Origin of the sequence: Paenibacillus radicibacter (assembly GCF_024721995.1) — a bacterium.
Classification (GTDB): domain Bacteria; phylum Bacillota; class Bacilli; order Paenibacillales; family NBRC-103111; genus Paenibacillus_AM; species Paenibacillus_AM radicibacter.
On record NZ_JANQBC010000001.1, the window covers coordinates 655,250 to 673,396 of the forward strand.

Consider the following 18,147-nt stretch of genomic DNA (forward strand, 5'->3'; position numbering starts at 1 on the left):
AACTCAATCATTTTATATGAATCAGTCCAATATCGCAAACGATTCTACATGAAACACCATACTTTTTAAAAAATAATTTCACATTATTCATAAGAAAGTATATCTCGTACTGCTAGTCTTGAGGCATTCCACGCGGGTCCGAAGCTAGCTAGAATGGATAAAGTCACCATCATGACGAATGTGATGACCACTCCGCTTATTGGATAAACGTAATCAAGTGGAGATTTAAATAGGGATAGACCGATCGCTTTACACAATTCCTGACTAATTGGGATTGCGAGTAAACAGCCGATTACCCAACTTATAACTCCAATTATGAGCCCTTCTGCAACAATAATCCACCACAGACGGTAATCAGACGCCCCGATACTTCGCATAATACCGATTTCTCTTGTAAGATCCATCACATTCAGACTCATCGTTCCCATCAAACCAAGTCCTGCGACAGTCATGAGTAAGACGACGAGTACAGTAAGGAGATTGATTAGAAGCGACATCTTAGAGCTAATAATATCATGTAGATCCGTCGTTAATTGACTTGTGTTAACTAAGAATCCTTGACCTCGATATTGCTCACTTAATGCAGCGGCGGCCTTCGCTTGTGCATCTCGATCGTGAGCTCCTGTCACAATTTGGATCATGTCCACTTGTCCACTTGCTCCTGTCACATCGACAAGCGCATCATAGTTCACATAAGAACGAATTGAACCCGCTACCTTTCGAGCAATACCTACGATATGCCATGTTGATTCTTTTCCGCCAATTTTAAGCGTTATCTCTTGACCCACATCAAGATCAGGTTCTCCGACTAGAACATAAGATTCAATTACAATTCCATTACGATCATCAGGCGCAAGCCATCGACCTTTTGTAATTTCTGGCCGAATCATTTGGCTGCCAGCAGGTGGCGCAACCAGTGTAAAGTCATCGCTTTCCACCCCGTCCGCGCGGACTCTATTCACCGTGCGCGATCCCCAAGATTCGAATTTGGTTACACCACTAACTTGACTCGTCACTCGCTCAATATCTGATGCAGGATATGACGTTGCGAACTCATAGCTAATGTCATAATTTGAATACGCAATGGAATTGTCTGTCGTTCTTTGTGTGGATGCATATGCACTGAGAACGGATAAAGTCATCGCACAACCTAAACTTAATATAATCAAGGTCATGACAAGTCTGCCTTTACGCCGAACTGTGTTGCGCAGAGATAGCAGCATCGGACGTGAAATACCTTTGATCCGCTCTATCAGTCGATCTATGCGGGAATGACCATAATCTCCACCCGCTGATCGACCATTGATTAAATCTAATAGGGTTACCCGCGTACTGAGCATAATGGGATACAGTCCCGCTAACAGAGGAATCACAAGACTTACAGCAATTTGAATAAGCAGAATCTGTGGTGAGATTCCAAATGCTGAAGTATCAAAGTTGAGCACATTCACACTTAAGCCTGCCATCAGTCTACCGCCCCATAACCCAATCGGCACACCAATACATAGAGCTATCAATCCATAGAGCAGTACAACACTTATATACATTCGAATGAGCATATTAGGTGTAGCACCAATAACCTGCATCACACCCATCTGCTTCATCTGTCCGGTTAATAATGCAAATATCGTATTAATAACGATAATTGATCCTAGAATTAAGATTAATAATCCAAGTTGCTCGAAAATGACCGCTTGCGATTGCAAAATATTAGATGCCCAGTGCTTGTTCTGCTCCGGTATCCACGTTGAATAGACATGTCCACCTTGGGCATACACCTCATCTCTAACATTTGCCGCTAATTTTTTGATGTCATCCTCTTGGCTTACTTGTTTATTTACTTGTACAGAGATGGTATTAGCAAGCTTTGGCAATTGCAAAGAAACAAGCGTCTCATAATTGATATACCCAAAGTTTACACCATCAATCGAAGCTGTCACCTTCCCTGGATCGTATACCGTACCAACAAGCTTCAATTTCACTCTTAAACCTGTCGGCATTTCAATCCAAACCTCATCCACTACCTGTACATTTAGATAAGGAAGTGCCGTACGCTCGAGTACAATTTCATCTTTTTGCGGCTGAATCACGCCTTGATCAGGATAAAATGTATCCATCTTAACAGCGTTGTAATCTGCAATCGCAGTCATTCTTAAATCACGCCAATCTTCCACAGTCGGCTGCCCACTTGCATCTTCATTCACATTAATACGGGCGGAATATATCGCTCTTTCTTCCAATTCACCTATGTCTGGCATCTGCTTAATGGAATCCAACAATTTAGACTCATAAGGCTTTGTAAATAATGTAAAGTTTGAGGCATGTGCGGATTTATAGCTTGCATCCATCCCTTGCTCCAGTAGTGACTTCGCCTGTCCAAGTATACCCACACTCATCACACCCAGTGTTATAGACAGAACGACTAATGCCGTCTTTGCTTTATAGCTCCATAAATCTTGCCATACCTTTTTCCAACGTGGTTTAAGCACCTTTTATTGCCCCTCCTCTACTCGAAAGAGTTCAGTTAATCGTTGATGGGTTATTCGCTCAATTTCATCACGTGTTAGTTCAGAACTATTGATTAATTCTTGGAAAAGAGTCCGATCGAGCTTTCTTAGCATTACCTGTTGATCACCTGCTGCTCGAACAGTTGCTGTTCGAGTACCACCTTGAATCAATGCAATCTCTCCGAAATATTGCCCTTTGCCCAGTCGATTGACTAGAATCTGTTGTCCTCCAGGATGATTTAAATACACTTCAACCTCACCTTGCGTAATGATATACGCACTATCCGCCACATCACCCTCTCGAATAATAACCGTACCTGGCTCATAATCGATTGTCTGTAATTGCGGGATCAAATGGGTTAATTGGTCTACATTTAAATTCGGCAAAGCTTGCATGACATACTCATTTACAATTTGTCCGTCTACCATCACAACGGATCGCTTGACCCGACTCGCTAGATCGTTATCATGTGTAACCATGACAATAGTTTTCCCTTGCTCCACAAGATGTTCAAACAATTGGAATACCGATTCTGCTGTCTTTGAATCCAAGCTACCTGTCGGCTCATCTGCAATTAGGATCGATGGGTTATTAGCAAGTGCTCGCGCAATTGCTACACGCTGCTGCTGACCGCCTGACACAGCCGAAGGCAGCTTGTTCATGTGATTTAGCATCCCAACTTGGTCGAGTAACTCCATTGCTTTACGCTTGCGTTCACGAACGCCGTATACCCCACAGAAATCCATTGGCAGCATGACATTCTCTAATAAAGAAAGTGTCGGTAGCAATTGAAAGAATTGAAAGATGATACCCAAGTGACGACCACGCCATTGTGATAAGTGCCTTTTCTTAATCTGAGATAAATCTGTGCCTGCAATTTGAATCTTACCCGAGGTAGGTACATCTATACCTGTCATCATATTAATAAGTGTTGATTTCCCACTGCCTGACTTACCGATTACTGTAACGAATTCACCTTCATGGATATGTAGATCGATTCCTTTTAACGCTGTATATGTCGTTCCACCAATATGAAAGGTTTTGATGATTTCATTCATCTTGATTGCCATTTTGCGCCACCCTCACATTCTTTTGCAATATTCAAACAATTCATTCTAACATAAATCAAGCCCCTCAATGATGAATATGCATCCACATTGAGAGGCTTGATATTATTTTGCAGAACGTACAATTGGATAAGGCAAATCCATATGCCCCATTAGTGATTCCACTTGATTTCCATCTTTTTTCACATATAAGGCTTTAACCTCTGGGAACTGGAACACCGTTTTCTCTAATGCTTTGATGAAGAAATCTTCACCAGGAGCCCCCATTTGACCGCCCTGTGACCACGTCAGATCCACATGCAAACCGTCTTTCTCCATCGTCACATGCTTAAATGTTACTTTCTCAAATAGTGAAGTTAACTTCGGATCATCGGACTTCTTTAATTTCTCTAATGCTTCATGATACAGATCGCCATCATTCAGATATGTGATGGTTGCAACTTTCTCAACAAGCTCTTCTAAATTATCATCCGAATAATACACTTTAACCTGTTTCGTCTTTTTCGGAATTGGAGTCGCTGTAGGTGTTGGAGTCGGTGTTTGTGTCGGCTCAACAGTTGGAACAGGTGTCGATGTTGATACATTGCCTTGAAGTGCTTGCTTCTGCCCACAGCCTGCGATCATAAGAGCAATCGTCAGAATGAGTGCGAACCCTTTCCAGTTCATCATTTTCACGACTTGGTTCACCCCTTATTTCAAATTCAAGTATTCCTTAATGCCTTTAACAAGCGAATTTGCTAGCTTATTCTGGAATACTTCTTGATACATCATATCTGCTTCTTCCTTATTTGACAAAAATCCGACTTCGAGAAGTGCCGCAGGCATCGTCGTACCTTTGATCACTCTAAAGCCACTCTTCTGCACTTTACGGTCTATGAATCCAGTTGCATCAACGGCATATTGATGAATAACACTTGCAAAGTCTAAGCTATTAGGATTATAGTAATACGTTTCTGTTCCGCGAGATTTACTCGTAAATGAGTTACCATGAATGGATAAGAATAAATCTGCACCGTAATTATTGGCAAAACTCACACGGTCATCCAACTCAACAAACGTATCGTCGGATCGTGTATATAATACCTGAAGTTTCGCTTCCTTCTCAAGAAGTGCTCCTAACTTCTTCACCATAGCAAGCGTAAATTCCTTCTCCGTACGACCATTTGCCGAAGTTGCACTTGCGCCTGGGTCATGAGCACCATGACCTGCATCCAACACAATAATATATTTATCTTTCTTTTCACCAATCGTTGTGGTATAAATTTCAGCTCGAATTTCTGTTGAGCCTTTTACACTAGGAATGAGACGATATTTAGCAGTTGCTGTTAAATCCAGTGTCACTCTGACAGTCGCAGGATCATTAGAGAATTGCGAGTATCGAATTTGAGATATAAGCGGATGCTTTGAATCAATCTTTCCTTCGGTTTTCTCAACTTTCGTGAGCAACTCTTTCCCAAGCACAGCATTCTCAATATCAAACACAAGACGGTGTGGATTTTGCAATTCCATCACTTTCGGTTTGGATTGATCTGAATCTGTCTTGATTGCAAACGAAGTTTCCGTTGTTTCAATTTGAGACACTGTCAAATTATTCGTATCTGGCTTCTTATCCGGCTTCGTTTCTTTGTCTGTCGACCCATTCTCATCAGGTTTTGTAGGTTTCTCCGGTTTAGGAGGAGGGGTCGGTGTCGGGTTCTTGTCTTCCTCTTTGGAATCCATTAAGACAGTCGTTGTATCAGGATCATATCGGAATTTCACATTAAACTGTTCCCCAACGAAGCGAAGTGGAACAAGTGTAGTATCCTTTTCTAATACGGGCGTTAAATCAAGTTGTTTCTTCTCTCCATTAACAAGAGCTTCCTTCTTGTTAATGAAAAGTTCAATTTTCGTCTTGTCCTTCGTAATCGTTACTTTTTGCTGCTTCTGATCAAAGCCGATCTTCGCACCGAGTCCTTCCGAAATAACACGAATCGGTACAATCGTATAATCGTTGACGAAACGCGGTTGAACTAACGGTTTAAGTTCAACACCATTAAGTACCAGATGGATTGTAGGGTTTGCCGTTGCTCCTAGAGCAGACAAAGTTGGTAGTAAAAGCGAGAATAGACAGACGGACAACAGTACTTTCCACAGTTTCATCATACACCTCAGATTTCTTCGAAATTTAACATCGCTTCCCAATAATTCTACAAAATTAGCAAATCCCCTGCTTTTTTAGTCAAGAATTACGGAATTATTGTATTGTTCATGTGTATATCGACACAAAGCGACGGTTTTTAGACGCTGCTTGTCCTAAAAAGGTTGCTGACTCTCCAAAAAAAATTTATTTGTACTTTTTTTGCCACAAACGAAAAAGACCCCATCCCAATGAAGGGACAAGGTCTTTGGCTCCGTACAAACTTATTTGTATGCTAAGCGAGATGCATGACGCTCTTCATAAGCAGTGATTTCATCAGCGTGTTTCAAGGTTAGACCAATATCATCCAACCCTTGAAGCAAGAATTGACGACGGTGCTCGTCTAAATCGAAGGCAATATGTAGACCATGATCGTCCACGATTGTCTTCTTCTCAAGATCCACATTCAACTTATATCCTTCATACTGGGCGGTTCGTTGGAACAGATCCTCGACTTGCTCTTCCGATAATTTGATTGGCAAGATCCCATTCTTAAAGCAGTTGTTATAGAAAATATCTGCGAATGTAGGAGCAATGACGACTTTAAATCCATAGTCTTGAATCGCCCAAGGCGCATGTTCCCGCGATGATCCGCAGCCAAAGTTTACTCTTGATAGAAGTACCGACGCTCCCTCATAACGAGGTTGATTCAAAGCGAACTCATGATTAACTTCACCGTTCTCATGGAATCTCCATTCAAAGAATAGGAATTGTCCAAAGCCTGTGCGTTCAATACGCTTCAAAAATTGTTTAGGAATGATTGCATCTGTATCTACGTTAACACGATCCACAGGGCCTATAAGACCTGTATGCTGTTTAAATGCTTCCATCGTTATTCTCTCCTCGCATCTTCATTTCGCGCTATTTAAGCTTCTTTCTTCAATTCCCAATCACGCACATCGTAGAAGTGACCTTTAACCGCTGCCGCAACTGCCATTGCTGGTGACACCAAGTGTGTACGTCCGCCACGACCTTGTCGACCTTCAAAGTTACGATTCGATGTAGACGCACAGCGTTGACCCGGTTGTAAGACGTCTGGATTCATCGCAAGGCACATCGAGCACCCTGCATCACGCCATTCAAACCCTGCATCGATGAAGATTTGATCCAAACCTTCTTTTTCCGCCTGAATTTTCACACGTCCTGAACCCGGTACAACAATTGCTGTCACTGCAGAAGATACTTTGTAACCTTTCGCCACAGCTGCTGCTGCACGTAGGTCTTCAATCCGACCATTCGTACAAGAACCGATAAACACATAATCGACTTTCAGATCACTCATCGGTGTACCTGGTGTAAGTCCCATATATTCAAGCGCCTTTTCAGCTGCTTTACGTTCATTATCTGTTGTAAAATCATTCGGGTTTGGAACATTATTCGTAATGCTTGTTCCCATACCTGGGCTTGTTCCCCAAGTTACCTGTGGAATTAAAGAGTCAGCATCGAAGTCAACAACTAGATCATAAGTTGCGCCTTCGTCCGTCGTAAGTGACTTCCACTCGTCAACTGCAGCATAGAATGCTTCGCCTTGCGGCACATATTCACGACCACGCAGGTACGCAAATGTTGTCTCATCTGGTGCAATTAGACCTGCGCGAGCACCCGCTTCAATTGACATGTTACATACAGTCATGCGTTCTTCCATCGAAAGCTTGCGAATCGCTTCACCTGTATATTCAATTACATAACCTGTTGCGAAATCCGTTCCATATTGTGCAATCACACCAAGAATCAAGTCTTTAGCCGTTACACCTGGCTTAAGATCACCAACAATGCGAACTTCCAATGTCTTCGCTTTGGATTGTTGCAGGGTTTGTGTAGCAAGTACATGCTCAACCTCACTCGTACCAATACCGAAAGCAAGTGCGCCGAATGCACCGTGTGTAGATGTATGAGAGTCACCGCATACGATTGTTTTGCCTGGGTGTGTAAGTCCAAGTTCTGGACCCATTACGTGAACAACACCTTGATCAAGGGAGTCTAGATCGAAACAAGTAACCCCGAAATCCGCACAGTTCTTAGCAAGTGTATCAATCTGCTGTTTGGAGATTGGATCTGTAATGTTAAATCGATCCTTCGTCGGTACGTTATGATCCATCGTTGCGTACGTGAGGTCAGGTCTGCGCACCTTACGGCCTGCAATTCTTAACCCTTCGAATGCTTGAGGAGATGTTACTTCATGCACCAAGTGAAGGTCAATATAAATGACACTTGGCTTACCCTCTTCTTGATGAATCACATGGTTATTCCAGATCTTTTCAAACATTGTTTGTTTACTCATCACTATTCACCCCATCATTAAAATCCGTCGTTTCAATTTGATGTTCATATCCTAGCATTTATTTCCTCATTGATCCAAGATATAATATCTATAATATTGATAGGTAAAAACAATAACTGTAACTCGCCATATTTCATACTGAGGGGGAATCACATCATGGAACTTCGTCAATTGCTATATACGGTTCAAATCGCTAAAGAGCGTAACTTCTCCCGTGCAGCAGAGAAATTACATATCGCACAACCATCATTGTCCCAACAACTCTCCAAATTAGAGAAAGAACTCGGTGTCCTGCTATTCCAGCGTAATACAAACTCTGTTGAACTAACGCATGCAGGCGCGCTATTCGTAGATAAAGCTCAGCAAATATTAGATAACGTTGACGGACTGCGTAGAGAGATGGAAGACATCTCCCAAATGAAGAAAGGTCGTCTTGTCTTCGGCTCCATGCCGATCACGGGCTCTACAATCTTGCCACTTGTCCTTCCTATCTTTCAGCAGCAATACCCACAGATCGAAATTGTGCTCGTTGAGGAAACCTCGACGAATTTAGAGACTCTGACAGCTAATGGAGGAACCGATCTATCCTTACTCTCCCTACCACTTCAACACGAATCACTCAGTTATGAGCACTTGCTAGATGAGGAAATTATGCTTGCTCTTCCGCCGAATCACCGACTTGTAGAGTCGCATCTGAACGCTGATGGCACTACAACACCGATTACGATTGATGAGCTTATTCATGAACCTTTTATTGCTTTGAAAAAAAACCAAGGGCTGCGTCAATTTACGCGCGAGTTATGTGAGGACAGCGGCTTCACACCAACAATTGTATTCGAAAGCTCCAATATAGAAACCGTGCAATCCCTTGTTGCAGCAGGTATGGGGATCGCTTTTGTTCCTTACATGATTACGAAGCGTGCTTCATCTGATCTTACGCCTGTTCATTTACCATTAGCGATCCAGCCAGTTCGTACACTTGTTCTTGCTTATCGCAAAGGTAGATATGTATCCAATGCAGCCAAAGCGTTCATCGATACGATGAAAAGCGTCATGCAAAACAAAGGCCACTAGATGGCCTTTGTTCCTACAATTGAATGATCGGTATGTATAGATTCTCCTGCTTGGAATCGCTGCTTATGCCATATTTTCATTACATACGCTGTACTACATAGCATAACAACAGTAGTAATCAAACTTCCTTCCGCACCAAACTCGCCGCCACTAATCCACGAAACACGACTAGGCTGAATTTGAAGCACGGATACAACTCTCTGACCTGAAACCGGAAACCCAATCAAGTGGCCTTGTACATAATTCCATGCAAAATGAAGCCCGACCGGCAGCCACAAACTGCCTGTCCACTCTCGACATATAGCAAAAAACACACCGGCAACGAGCAAGTTAATCACAGGCATCGGCGTTGTAAACATACCTTGATTAAATACATGCATGATGGCAAATATAAGCGACGATATACCAACGGCACTCCATATTCCGAAGTGATGACGCACAAGACCTTGTACATAACCGCGGATGAATAATTCTTCATTAAGAGCAACAACAATAAATAACAAGATCCCTTTCCATAACGCTGCATACTCAAAGTTGTTCAATCTTATTACTGGCGCTCCACTAAGTAACCAGATAAGCCCACATGCAGCAACAATCATACATAGCCCCATTACTGTGCCTTGAACAAATCTCCTTACAGGATACTGCCCGGCAAGACCTAACTTCCAGCCCTTCTTACGGTCAAATAACCGGTAAACCACCCATACGATAAGCATGAGTAGTCCCATACCTCCATACGTCATGACAGCCTGATATAGCGGGTCAGCATCTACATCAGATAACGACCTAGCTTGACTACGTAGTGCCATCAGAAGCATCGCAACACCATCTAAGAGGACAACACCAACGAACCAAATCGCCATACAGAGACCGATTTTTGCTACAATTTGAATGCTCGATTTCCAATTACCTGATCGCACTCCCATCACCTCAAAACCATTATACCAATATTTTACAATGATTAAATTAAAAAAAATCAGACATGCACGTTACATGCAGTCTGATTCTCCATTCTATTAGCGAAACATGCCCCATAATTTAATCAAGTGAAACGTATTATTCGGATCAATCTTCTGAGCGACAACAAAATCGACAATATTATTGCTTTGGGTTGTAGATAAATTTTCGCCTAATATTTTGGATGCTTGGTTAAGTAATTTCGTTACTTTAACGCGATCTTGTAAATCTGATTTCGTCACACCATCTAGAAGCTGTTTGATTTTCTCTTTAATATCCGGATTTTTTAGCTTCTTCTTAATACGTTCCACCAGAATTGAGTCTACACCGTATTTTTGATAACCCATTTGAAGCACCTCCGTTCACCATCCCTTTCAGCATATGAACGAAAGCTTCAAAACTTGCTTGAATTAATCGAGTACTTCTCCGTCTAGCACATGTTCTCTTTGTAAATATTGACGCAGCCCCATGTAACTAACACCTGTCCAGAATTGGTCAGAAGCTACAAGTTCAGCTGCATCATCACGAGCCATCTCCATCACTTCAAAGTCGGCTACGATATCAGCAATTCGAAACTCGGGCAGACCGCTCTGCTTCGTTCCGAAGAAATCACCTGGTCCACGTAATTCGAGATCACGTCTTGCGATCTCAAAACCATCATTCGTCTCCACCATGGCCCGCATACGCTCTTTACCGGTCTCTGTACGAGGATTGGCTATAAGAACACAATAAGAGGCATGAGCACCCCTTCCTACGCGTCCACGAAGCTGATGCAGCTGTGAGAGTCCGAACCGATCCGCATCATACACAACCATCAGTGTCGCGTTCGGAACGTCAACTCCAACTTCAATTACTGTTGTCGAGACAAGAACATGCAGCTCATTGTCTTTATACGAACGCATAACTTCTTCTTTCTCGCTAGCTGTCATCCGACCATGGAGTAACCCGATCTTTAAGTTTGGAAAATGTCCCTGTAATTGCACGAACACATCAATCGCGTTCTGCACATCTAATTTCTCGGACTCTTCGATCAGTGGGCAAATGACATACGCTTGTCTACCCGCTTCCACTTCACGCGCAATAAAGCCCAATACCCGATCTAACATCTCATGTTTAACCGAATACGTCTTAATCGGGATACGTCCCTTCGGCAGCTCACGAAGCGAGGATACATCCAGATCACCGAACGCAGAGATCGCAAGCGTACGAGGAATCGGCGTAGCCGTCATCGACAAGACATCTGGTGCTATTCCCTTTCGTCTAAGAATGGCACGCTGCGCAACGCCAAATCGATGCTGCTCATCAGTTACAACAAGTCCAAGCTTGCGGAAGAACACATCTTCTTGGATTAAAGCATGGGTTCCGACTACGATATCAAGTAAACCCATCTGCAAAGACCCCAACACTTCACGACGCTGCTTGGCCGTTAAAGACCCTCTCAATAAGCCTACCGTGATTCCGTAAGGCTCAAATAGCTTCGTAAGTGATTTCAGATGCTGTTCGGCAAGAATCTCCGTTGGAACCATTAATGCCCCTTGATAGCCTGCCTTCACCGTAGTGAACAATGACACGGCAGCTACAACAGTCTTACCCGCACCAACATCCCCTTGTAGCAAACGATTCATCCCGAATGGTGCCTGCATATCTTCCAAAATCTCCGCAATCACTTGCTTCTGGGATGGAGTTAAGGTAAATGGCAGCGCTCGAACAAAAGCCCGTACTGCCGGTAAATCCACTTCTTGCGCGATTCCGCCACCACGTTTACGATTTATCGTCCGCAAGGCATGAAGTTTGAGCTGAAACAAGAATAACTCTTCATAAACCATTCGTTTACGGGCTCCTTGCCCTTCATCCATCTGCTCTGGCAAATGAATCGCAGCAATTGCATCACGTCTTATCATCAGATGATGTTGATCCAGAAGTTGACTCGGTAAAATTTCAGGAATAAGTGCACCAAACTGGGTCAAAGCTTGCTTAATCGTTTTGCGCATCCACTTTTGATTTAGCTCCGCAGTGATTGAATATACGGGCTGCAGCGTACCCACTTTAGAAGATTTTGAGTTATGCATTTGTGCAAATTCCGTCTCTGCTACCGTAATCTGTTTACGCTGAGCATCCCACTTACCCGTCATCACAATCTCACTTTGGAGCGTCAGCTTGTCCTTCAAGTAAGCTTGATTAAACCAAACGGCGGTAACAAAAAAGTGGTCGATGACCACTTTACAAATCATACGTGATTTTACTTTTCCAAATCGCTGCGTAACAGGTTCACTAACGAGTACCCCTTTAACTGTGATTTTATCCCCGTCCTTAACGGTACTCCAATCGCGGATGGAATAATCATCATAGCGAAACGGGTAATATTCAAGTAATTCACCTACTGTATAAATGCCAATGGCATGAAGATCATCTTTTTTAGATGATCCCACGCCATTGATTTCGTCTATCGGTGTTGTATATATATCTTTCATTTACGTAACAACTCCTATTTTGCCAAGAAAGCAAAGACAGCAACGAGTCCTGGACCTACATGCGTTCCAACTACAGGCCCGATTGTAACATGTTCCACACTTTTCACATCAAACTTTTCTGCGATCATATGTTGCAATTGCTCCGCTGTTTCTGGATTGCGAATATGTGCCATTTTGATATTCAAAGGCGTATTGTTCGGGAACTGTTCTTCTAACAACTCAACAATTCGAGACAATGCTTTCTTCTGTCCGCGGGCTTTATCCTTGGAAGAAACATAACCTTCATTATCAATCGTTAGAATCGGTTTGATATTAAGTAGAGAGCCGATTAATGCAGAAGCTCTGCCGATTCGTCCACCTTTTTGAAGATATTCAAGTGTATTAACCATAAAGAAAATAGCATGATTGCTTTGGATATCTTCGATTAGCTGGAGGATTTCCGCTTCTGTTTTACCTGCTTTCGCGGCTTTCGCTGCCTCAACCACCAATTCGCCAATCCCGTAAGAGGCTGACTTCGAATCGACTACTGCAATCGGCACTTGATCTTCCATCATGGATTTTGCGATCAAAGCCGACTGATACGTACCACTAAGAACGGAAGCAAGATGAATCGAGATAATCGAACCTTCCGGATTCTCATCCGCTAACTGCTGATAAACATCAAGAAATTCTTGTGGCGATGGCTGTGAAGTCGTTGGAATAACAGAGGAGGTAACGAGCCTGTCATAGAATGTATCTTGCGTCATCGTTACCCCATCCAGAAACGTCTCTTCGCCGAATAAAATTTTTAGAGGAACACATATAATACCTAATTCCTTACGAATTTCCTCCGGTATATCTGCCGTACTGTCTGTTACGATGCGAACTTTACTCAACAATTTCACGTCTCCCATATAACTTAGTACATCCTGTTAACTTACGACTATTCAACTGAAAACAAGTATAAATAAATCGGTTGACCACCTGGATATAATTCGACTTCTACACCTGGTCTCATTTCTTGAATGTAGGCAACGAGTGTGTCAGTCTCTTCCTCAGAAGCATCCTCACCAATCAAAATCGTCACAATTTCTGTGCCTTCATCCATCATACGGGATAACAACCCTTTGGATGCATCAAGAGCTGTTGGTTCGGAAACCACAATTTCACCATCTTCAATTCCGATGAAATCATTTTCCTTAATGTCTACACCATCAATGGATGTATCACGAACAGCATAAGTAACCGAACCAGAACGCACATTAGAAATTGCTTGTGTCATCACGTTCACATTGACTTGCGGCTCTGCTTTTTCTTGGAAAGCAAGAATCGCAGCCATACCTTGAGGTATCGTTTTGGTTGGAATCACATACACCTTTTTGTCATCAACCAAATCTGCCGCTTGTTTTGCAGCCATAACAATATTCGAGTTGTTCGGTAAAATATAAATCGAATCAGCTGGAATATCTGCGATCGCTTTAACGAAATCCTCTGTACTTGGATTCATCGTCTGTCCACCTGAAATCACATGATCAACACCTACTGAGGTGAAAATCTCTGTAATCCCTTCACCCATTGCAACTGCAATGATACCAAATGGCTTGTTCGGTTCCGTTGCCAAATCAAGTCCTGCAGCTGGAGTAGTAACTTCCTCTTCCCGCACTGCATGCTTTTCGTAAGCATCATATTCACTTGCTTCTTCTTGTAAAATGTGTAAATGCTGCTCGCGCATGTTCTCTATCTTAATGCCGATCAAATCCCCAAACTTCTGGGCGATGGTCATCACTTCACCTGGGTACTCTGCATGAATGTGAACTTTCACAAGATCATCATCTGCAACAACAAGTAAAGAATCCCCGTGCTCGCTCAGCTTGCTGCGGAATTGATCCTCATTGAATGCCATGCCTTTAGTTTTATCCGGTACAAGCTTGACTAAGAACTCTGTGCAATAGCCAAACTCAATATCTTCCGTTGCCATGTGTGCCTGTGCACGGCGCGGCTCATGACCAGGATTCATAGTTTGAGCTGGGTTCTTAATCACTTCTTTCATGACATCCAATGATTCAGGAACACCTACATCTTCAGCATCAACCAATAAGGAATCAACGGTCTGTCCTTTTAATACAGCAAGGAACCCCTCATATACGCACATTAATCCTTCGCCGCCAGCGTCTACAACACCAACTTGCTTTAAGACTGGCAATAGATCTGGTGTGCGATTCAAGGACTCGCGTCCCTTCTCCACAACCTCTGCCATTAAATCTTGAATACCCTCAGCATGCTTAGAGAACGCGATAGCGCTCTTCGCAGCATCTTTGGATACAGTAAGAACGGTTCCTTCAACAGGCTTCACAACAGCCTTGTAAGCTGTCTCTACGCCGTTTTGAAGCGCATGAGCGAATTGGACAGGGTTAATCTCCTCAAAATCGTGAACATACTTCGAAAACCCACGAAATAGTTGAGACAAAATAACACCTGAATTTCCGCGTGCGCCCATTAATAATCCTTTAGAAAGCGCCTCTGCGGCTTGACCGATATGCGAAGATGGTCTCCGTTTCAATTCTGCAATACCGGAATTAATCGTCAAACTCATATTCGTTCCTGTATCCCCATCCGGAACCGGAAATACATTTAAACCGTTTACTCTCTCGACGTTCCGATTTAAATGCTCCGCACCTGCAATCGCCATCGCCATAAAATCCTTACCATTAATCGTATTAAAGCGCTTACCCAAAGCGATTCTCCTTCCTCATTATCAAGCTACCCTTACACCTTGAACAAAGATGTTCACTGCATTCACTTGAAGGCCAACGACCTCGTTCATTACATATTTCACTTTTGCTTGAACGTTTTGTGCGACAACAGAAATCTTCGTTCCATAGCTCACGATAATGTATAAGTCGATTTCGGTACGATCTTGTTCCCGACGCACTTCCACACCGCGTCGCAAGTTTTCTCGACCGAGTAACTCTGCAATACCATCTTTAAACTGATTGCGCGAAGCCATTCCTACAAGCCCATAACACTCAAGAGCAGAAGATCCTGCGAGTGTAGCAATCACTTCGTTCATCACTTGTATACTACCCAATTCGTTTTTCACTTCGATTGGCACTGTCACCAACTCCTTCTTGCAAAAGGTAAATGAACCAACTATCATTTTACTATAAAGGGGACAAGAAATAAACGGGGGTGAAAAAAGACCCAGGTTTCGTTGACGATCCCTTTTACAGTGTGCTATTATATCTAAGTGTGTTTTTACGTATGACTTTATTATTGAAATCAAACGACGTAAAAGAAGAATTGCTAAACGCCTTGTAAGCTTTAGGCTTGCCATGCGCTTAGCTTCGTATACTTACAAGGAGGTGTCATTCATGTCTCGCAAATGTTACATTACTGGGAAGTCACCTAGAACAGGTAATCACGTTTCTCATGCTAACAACAAAAACAAGCGTTCTTGGGGCGTAAACGTACAAAAAGTTCGTATTCTTGTTGATGGTAAGCCAAAACGTGTTTACGTTAGCGCTCGTGCCTTGAAATCAGGCAAAGTGACTCGCGTTTAATTAGCACGATAAACAAAAAGCACCTGTAACGGGTGCTTTTTTTTGTCCATTTGTGCATTATTGCATACAATTTTCTGTACAGTTATCTGTACGAACAGAATACATCTTTATGACCGTGCGTTCTCGTGATGTGATCATGCGACTGTATCAGGCTTAGCTTTTACTAAATGTATTCAGAATCGCTTTTACAAACCCACCTAGAAACTTTGGTAGTTTGACTGTGTAAAATTTCACCCTCTACCCCTCCTTCAAAGTTCACACAAGGGCTCGCCAAGATCACCACCGAGAACCCATTATCCTTATCCACAATATATTCATGAGCCCAGAAAAACGTGCTTACAATCTTTATTTGTACAAAAATTCTTTCTCATACAAACGAAAGAAGCAAGTTTCAACTGGAACGTAATCGGGTTGAAAATAAAAAACGGTCACAAGAACGTTGTTCTCGTAACCATTGTATGCGTGATCGTCAAAAGCTATGCTTGTGCTTTCTCCCGTATAAGACGAATCGCTTCTGCGCGGTCAGATTGCCCGAATACGGCGTTGCCCGCAACAAGCACATTAGCACCCGCTTGAACGACTAGAGGAGCTGTATCGGCGTTTACGCCGCCGTCAACCTCAATGTCGATATGCGACAAGCCTAATTCATTCAATTTACTGCGCAATGCACGGATCTTCGGCAATGTCGCATGAATGAACTTTTGTCCGCCAAACCCAGGGTTAACTGTCATGATCAAGACCAAGTCCAAATTTTCATCTAACACATATTCAAGTACGTGCAGCGGTGTAGCAGGATTCAGTGCAACCCCAGCCTTTACTCCAAGTTCTTTAATATGATTGACGGTGCGATGCAAATGCGTACATGCCTCCGCGTGAACTGTAATAATGTCAGCGCCTGCTTTAACGAAGTCCGCAATATATCGATCAGGCTGTTCAATCATCAAGTGCACGTCAAGTGGCAGCTTCGTTAAGGGACGAATAGCGTCTACAGCAAGTGCCCCAAACGTCATATTTGGTACAAAATGTCCGTCCATGACATCCACATGAAGCCAATCTGCGCCTTGCTGATCCACCTCTTGTACTTCTTGACCTAACTTTCCGAAATTGGCAGATAATATCGATGGTGCAATTGTAATCATAAGGTTTAGTACCTCCTTTTTCGGTCTTTCATTTCTTGATAAAATTGCGCATAGCTATCATAGCGAGACTGAGCCATTACGCCTTCCTCTACAGCTTCACGAACTTTGCAACCTGGTTCTTTCATATGCTGACAACCTCTAAATTTGCAATTCTCAGCAAGCGCTGCAAACTCAATAAAGCAATCCCCAAGTTGTTCGGGTTCTAGCTCCATGAAATCAAGCTGAGAGAACCCCGGTGTATCCGCGACAAAACCGCCATCTTGCAGCGCGATTAATTCCACATGTCTTGTCGTATGCTTACCACGACCTAAACGGTGTGAAATTTCATTCGTCTCTAATTGTAAATCGCTAATTAGTGCATTGAGTAGTGATGACTTCCCAACACCAGACTGCCCTGCAAATACAGACACATTATGGGCAAGTTGATCTTCAATTTCTGCCATCCCTTGCTTCATTTTTGCTGAAGTGACAATGACTTTATACCCAATTTGACGATAAAGATCAATAACATGGGTCACTTCCTGCTGCTCTTTGCTGCCTTCTTGGAGCAGATCTTGCTTCGTTAAGCAAATGACTGCTGACAAGCCTTCTTTTTCAATATGAACGAGGAACTTGTCCAACAATAAAGGGTTCAAGACAGGTTCCGTTACCGAAAAGACGAGTACCGCTTGTTTCGTATTGGCGATAGGTGGACGGATCAATTCAGATGTACGCGGTTCAATAGATGTGACTGTTCCTTCCCCTGTCGCTTCAACTTCGAACTCAACGCGATCTCCAACAAGAGGTGATACGCCTCTGTTCTTAAAAACGCCGCGGGCACGACACTGAATCAATGTCGCACCCACTGCATTCTCTCCTTCGGGGAGCACATAATAGAAGCCGCTCAGTGCTTTAAGGATCGTTCCTTGCGGCATCTTATCCCTCCTAATGGTTCA

The 18,147-nt window shown here is 43.0% G+C and carries 17 protein-coding genes; 2 read left to right on the forward strand and 15 right to left on the reverse strand.

Annotated elements, in window-relative coordinates:
* Positions 1-83 precede the first annotated feature (83 nt).
* The 6 genes from NV379_RS03395 to leuC all read right to left on the reverse strand — a co-directional run bounded on the left by NV379_RS03395 (position 84) and on the right by leuC (position 8,032).
* Positions 84-2,489: an ABC transporter permease gene (locus NV379_RS03395; RefSeq protein WP_258205855.1), complete on the reverse strand. Its 2,406-nt coding sequence runs from the start codon at positions 2,487-2,489 to the stop codon at positions 84-86.
* Between the two features lie 3 nt (positions 2,490-2,492).
* Positions 2,493-3,578: an ABC transporter ATP-binding protein gene (locus tag NV379_RS03400; RefSeq protein WP_258205856.1), complete on the reverse strand. Its 1,086-nt coding sequence runs from the start codon at positions 3,576-3,578 to the stop codon at positions 2,493-2,495.
* A 102-nt stretch (positions 3,579-3,680) separates the two neighbouring features.
* Positions 3,681-4,241: a GerMN domain-containing protein gene (locus tag NV379_RS03405; RefSeq protein WP_258205857.1), complete on the reverse strand. Its 561-nt coding sequence runs from the start codon at positions 4,239-4,241 to the stop codon at positions 3,681-3,683.
* 24 nt (positions 4,242-4,265) lie between these two features.
* Entirely contained in the window at positions 4,266-5,714 is a 1,449-nt protein-coding gene (locus NV379_RS03410; RefSeq protein ID WP_258205858.1) for an N-acetylmuramoyl-L-alanine amidase family protein, read from the reverse strand.
* A gap of 261 nt (positions 5,715-5,975) precedes the next feature.
* On the reverse strand, positions 5,976-6,581 hold the full coding sequence (gene leuD, locus NV379_RS03415) for a 3-isopropylmalate dehydratase small subunit (protein WP_258205859.1): 606 nt from the start codon (positions 6,579-6,581) through the stop codon (positions 5,976-5,978).
* 35 nt (positions 6,582-6,616) lie between these two features.
* Positions 6,617-8,032 carry a 3-isopropylmalate dehydratase large subunit gene (gene leuC, locus NV379_RS03420; RefSeq protein ID WP_258205860.1) on the reverse strand — a complete coding sequence of 472 codons (1,416 nt, stop codon included), beginning with the start codon at positions 8,030-8,032 and terminating at the stop codon, positions 6,617-6,619.
* Between the two features lie 156 nt (positions 8,033-8,188).
* On the opposite strand from leuC, the gene NV379_RS03425 reads away from it, so the two are divergent.
* Positions 8,189-9,106: a LysR family transcriptional regulator gene (locus NV379_RS03425; protein WP_258205861.1), complete on the forward strand. Its 918-nt coding sequence runs from the start codon at positions 8,189-8,191 to the stop codon at positions 9,104-9,106.
* Here the strand turns inward: NV379_RS03425 and NV379_RS03430 are convergent.
* From NV379_RS03430 to NV379_RS03455, 6 genes are all read right to left on the reverse strand, one after another.
* Positions 9,103-10,026 (reverse strand): CPBP family intramembrane glutamic endopeptidase, encoded by a 924-nt coding sequence (locus NV379_RS03430; protein ID WP_258205862.1) that lies wholly within the window; start codon positions 10,024-10,026, stop codon positions 9,103-9,105. The two genes, NV379_RS03425 and NV379_RS03430, sit on opposite strands and share 4 nt — an antisense overlap.
* A gap of 96 nt (positions 10,027-10,122) precedes the next feature.
* Positions 10,123-10,410, reverse strand: a complete 288-nt coding sequence (locus tag NV379_RS03435; protein WP_258205863.1) for a stage VI sporulation protein F — start codon at positions 10,408-10,410, stop codon at positions 10,123-10,125.
* A 63-nt stretch (positions 10,411-10,473) separates the two neighbouring features.
* Positions 10,474-12,534 carry an ATP-dependent DNA helicase RecG gene (gene recG / locus NV379_RS03440; RefSeq protein ID WP_258205864.1) on the reverse strand — a complete coding sequence of 687 codons (2,061 nt, stop codon included), beginning with the start codon at positions 12,532-12,534 and terminating at the stop codon, positions 10,474-10,476.
* A 14-nt stretch (positions 12,535-12,548) separates the two neighbouring features.
* A complete protein-coding gene (gene fakB / locus NV379_RS03445) occupies positions 12,549-13,418 on the reverse strand; it encodes a DegV family protein (RefSeq protein ID WP_308860244.1) in 870 nt (289 codons plus the stop codon).
* 38 nt (positions 13,419-13,456) lie between these two features.
* The gene (gene fakA / locus NV379_RS03450) at positions 13,457-15,247 is read right to left on the reverse strand and encodes a DAK2 domain-containing protein (protein WP_258205866.1); all 1,791 of its coding nucleotides are present in this window, start codon (positions 15,245-15,247) and stop codon (positions 13,457-13,459) included.
* Between the two features lie 21 nt (positions 15,248-15,268).
* On the reverse strand, positions 15,269-15,625 hold the full coding sequence (locus tag NV379_RS03455) for an Asp23/Gls24 family envelope stress response protein (protein WP_258205867.1): 357 nt from the start codon (positions 15,623-15,625) through the stop codon (positions 15,269-15,271).
* Positions 15,626-15,884: 259 nt separating this feature from the next.
* On the opposite strand from NV379_RS03455, the gene rpmB reads away from it, so the two are divergent.
* Positions 15,885-16,073, forward strand: coding sequence for a 50S ribosomal protein L28 (gene rpmB, locus NV379_RS03460; RefSeq protein WP_258205868.1), 189 nt, complete (start codon positions 15,885-15,887; stop codon positions 16,071-16,073).
* A 153-nt stretch (positions 16,074-16,226) separates the two neighbouring features.
* On the opposite strand, the gene spoVM is transcribed toward rpmB, so the two are convergent.
* The 3 genes from spoVM to rsgA all read right to left on the reverse strand — a co-directional run bounded on the left by spoVM (position 16,227) and on the right by rsgA (position 18,126).
* Positions 16,227-16,307 (reverse strand): stage V sporulation protein SpoVM, encoded by an 81-nt coding sequence (gene spoVM, locus NV379_RS03465; RefSeq protein WP_258206204.1) that lies wholly within the window; start codon positions 16,305-16,307, stop codon positions 16,227-16,229.
* A gap of 242 nt (positions 16,308-16,549) precedes the next feature.
* Entirely contained in the window at positions 16,550-17,212 is a 663-nt protein-coding gene (gene rpe / locus NV379_RS03470) for a ribulose-phosphate 3-epimerase (RefSeq protein WP_258205869.1), read from the reverse strand.
* A gap of 5 nt (positions 17,213-17,217) precedes the next feature.
* Complete coding sequence (rsgA, locus tag NV379_RS03475; RefSeq protein WP_258205870.1) at positions 17,218-18,126, reverse strand: ribosome small subunit-dependent GTPase A; 909 nt, start codon at positions 18,124-18,126, stop codon at positions 17,218-17,220.
* Positions 18,127-18,147: the final 21 nt, after the last annotated feature.

Bases quoted from the DNA above. Each gene is read 5' to 3' on its own strand.
- NV379_RS03400 (WP_258205856.1), bottom strand. From the start codon at position 3,578: ATGGCAATCAAGATGAATGAAATCATCAAAACCTTTCATATTGGTGGA.
- NV379_RS03405 (WP_258205857.1), bottom strand. From the start codon at position 4,241: ATGAACTGGAAAGGGTTCGCACTCATTCTGACGATTGCTCTTATGATC.
- NV379_RS03410 (WP_258205858.1), bottom strand. From the start codon at position 5,714: ATGAAACTGTGGAAAGTACTGTTGTCCGTCTGTCTATTCTCGCTTTTA.
- leuD (WP_258205859.1), bottom strand. From the start codon at position 6,581: ATGGAAGCATTTAAACAGCATACAGGTCTTATAGGCCCTGTGGATCGT.
- leuC (WP_258205860.1), bottom strand. From the start codon at position 8,032: ATGAGTAAACAAACAATGTTTGAAAAGATCTGGAATAACCATGTGATT.
- NV379_RS03425 (WP_258205861.1), top strand. From the start codon at position 8,189: ATGGAACTTCGTCAATTGCTATATACGGTTCAAATCGCTAAAGAGCGT.
- NV379_RS03435 (WP_258205863.1), bottom strand. From the start codon at position 10,410: ATGGGTTATCAAAAATACGGTGTAGACTCAATTCTGGTGGAACGTATT.
- recG (WP_258205864.1), bottom strand. From the start codon at position 12,534: ATGAAAGATATATATACAACACCGATAGACGAAATCAATGGCGTGGGA.
- rpmB (WP_258205868.1), top strand. From the start codon at position 15,885: ATGTCTCGCAAATGTTACATTACTGGGAAGTCACCTAGAACAGGTAAT.
- rpe (WP_258205869.1), bottom strand. From the start codon at position 17,212: ATGATTACAATTGCACCATCGATATTATCTGCCAATTTCGGAAAGTTA.
- rsgA (WP_258205870.1), bottom strand. From the start codon at position 18,126: ATGCCGCAAGGAACGATCCTTAAAGCACTGAGCGGCTTCTATTATGTG.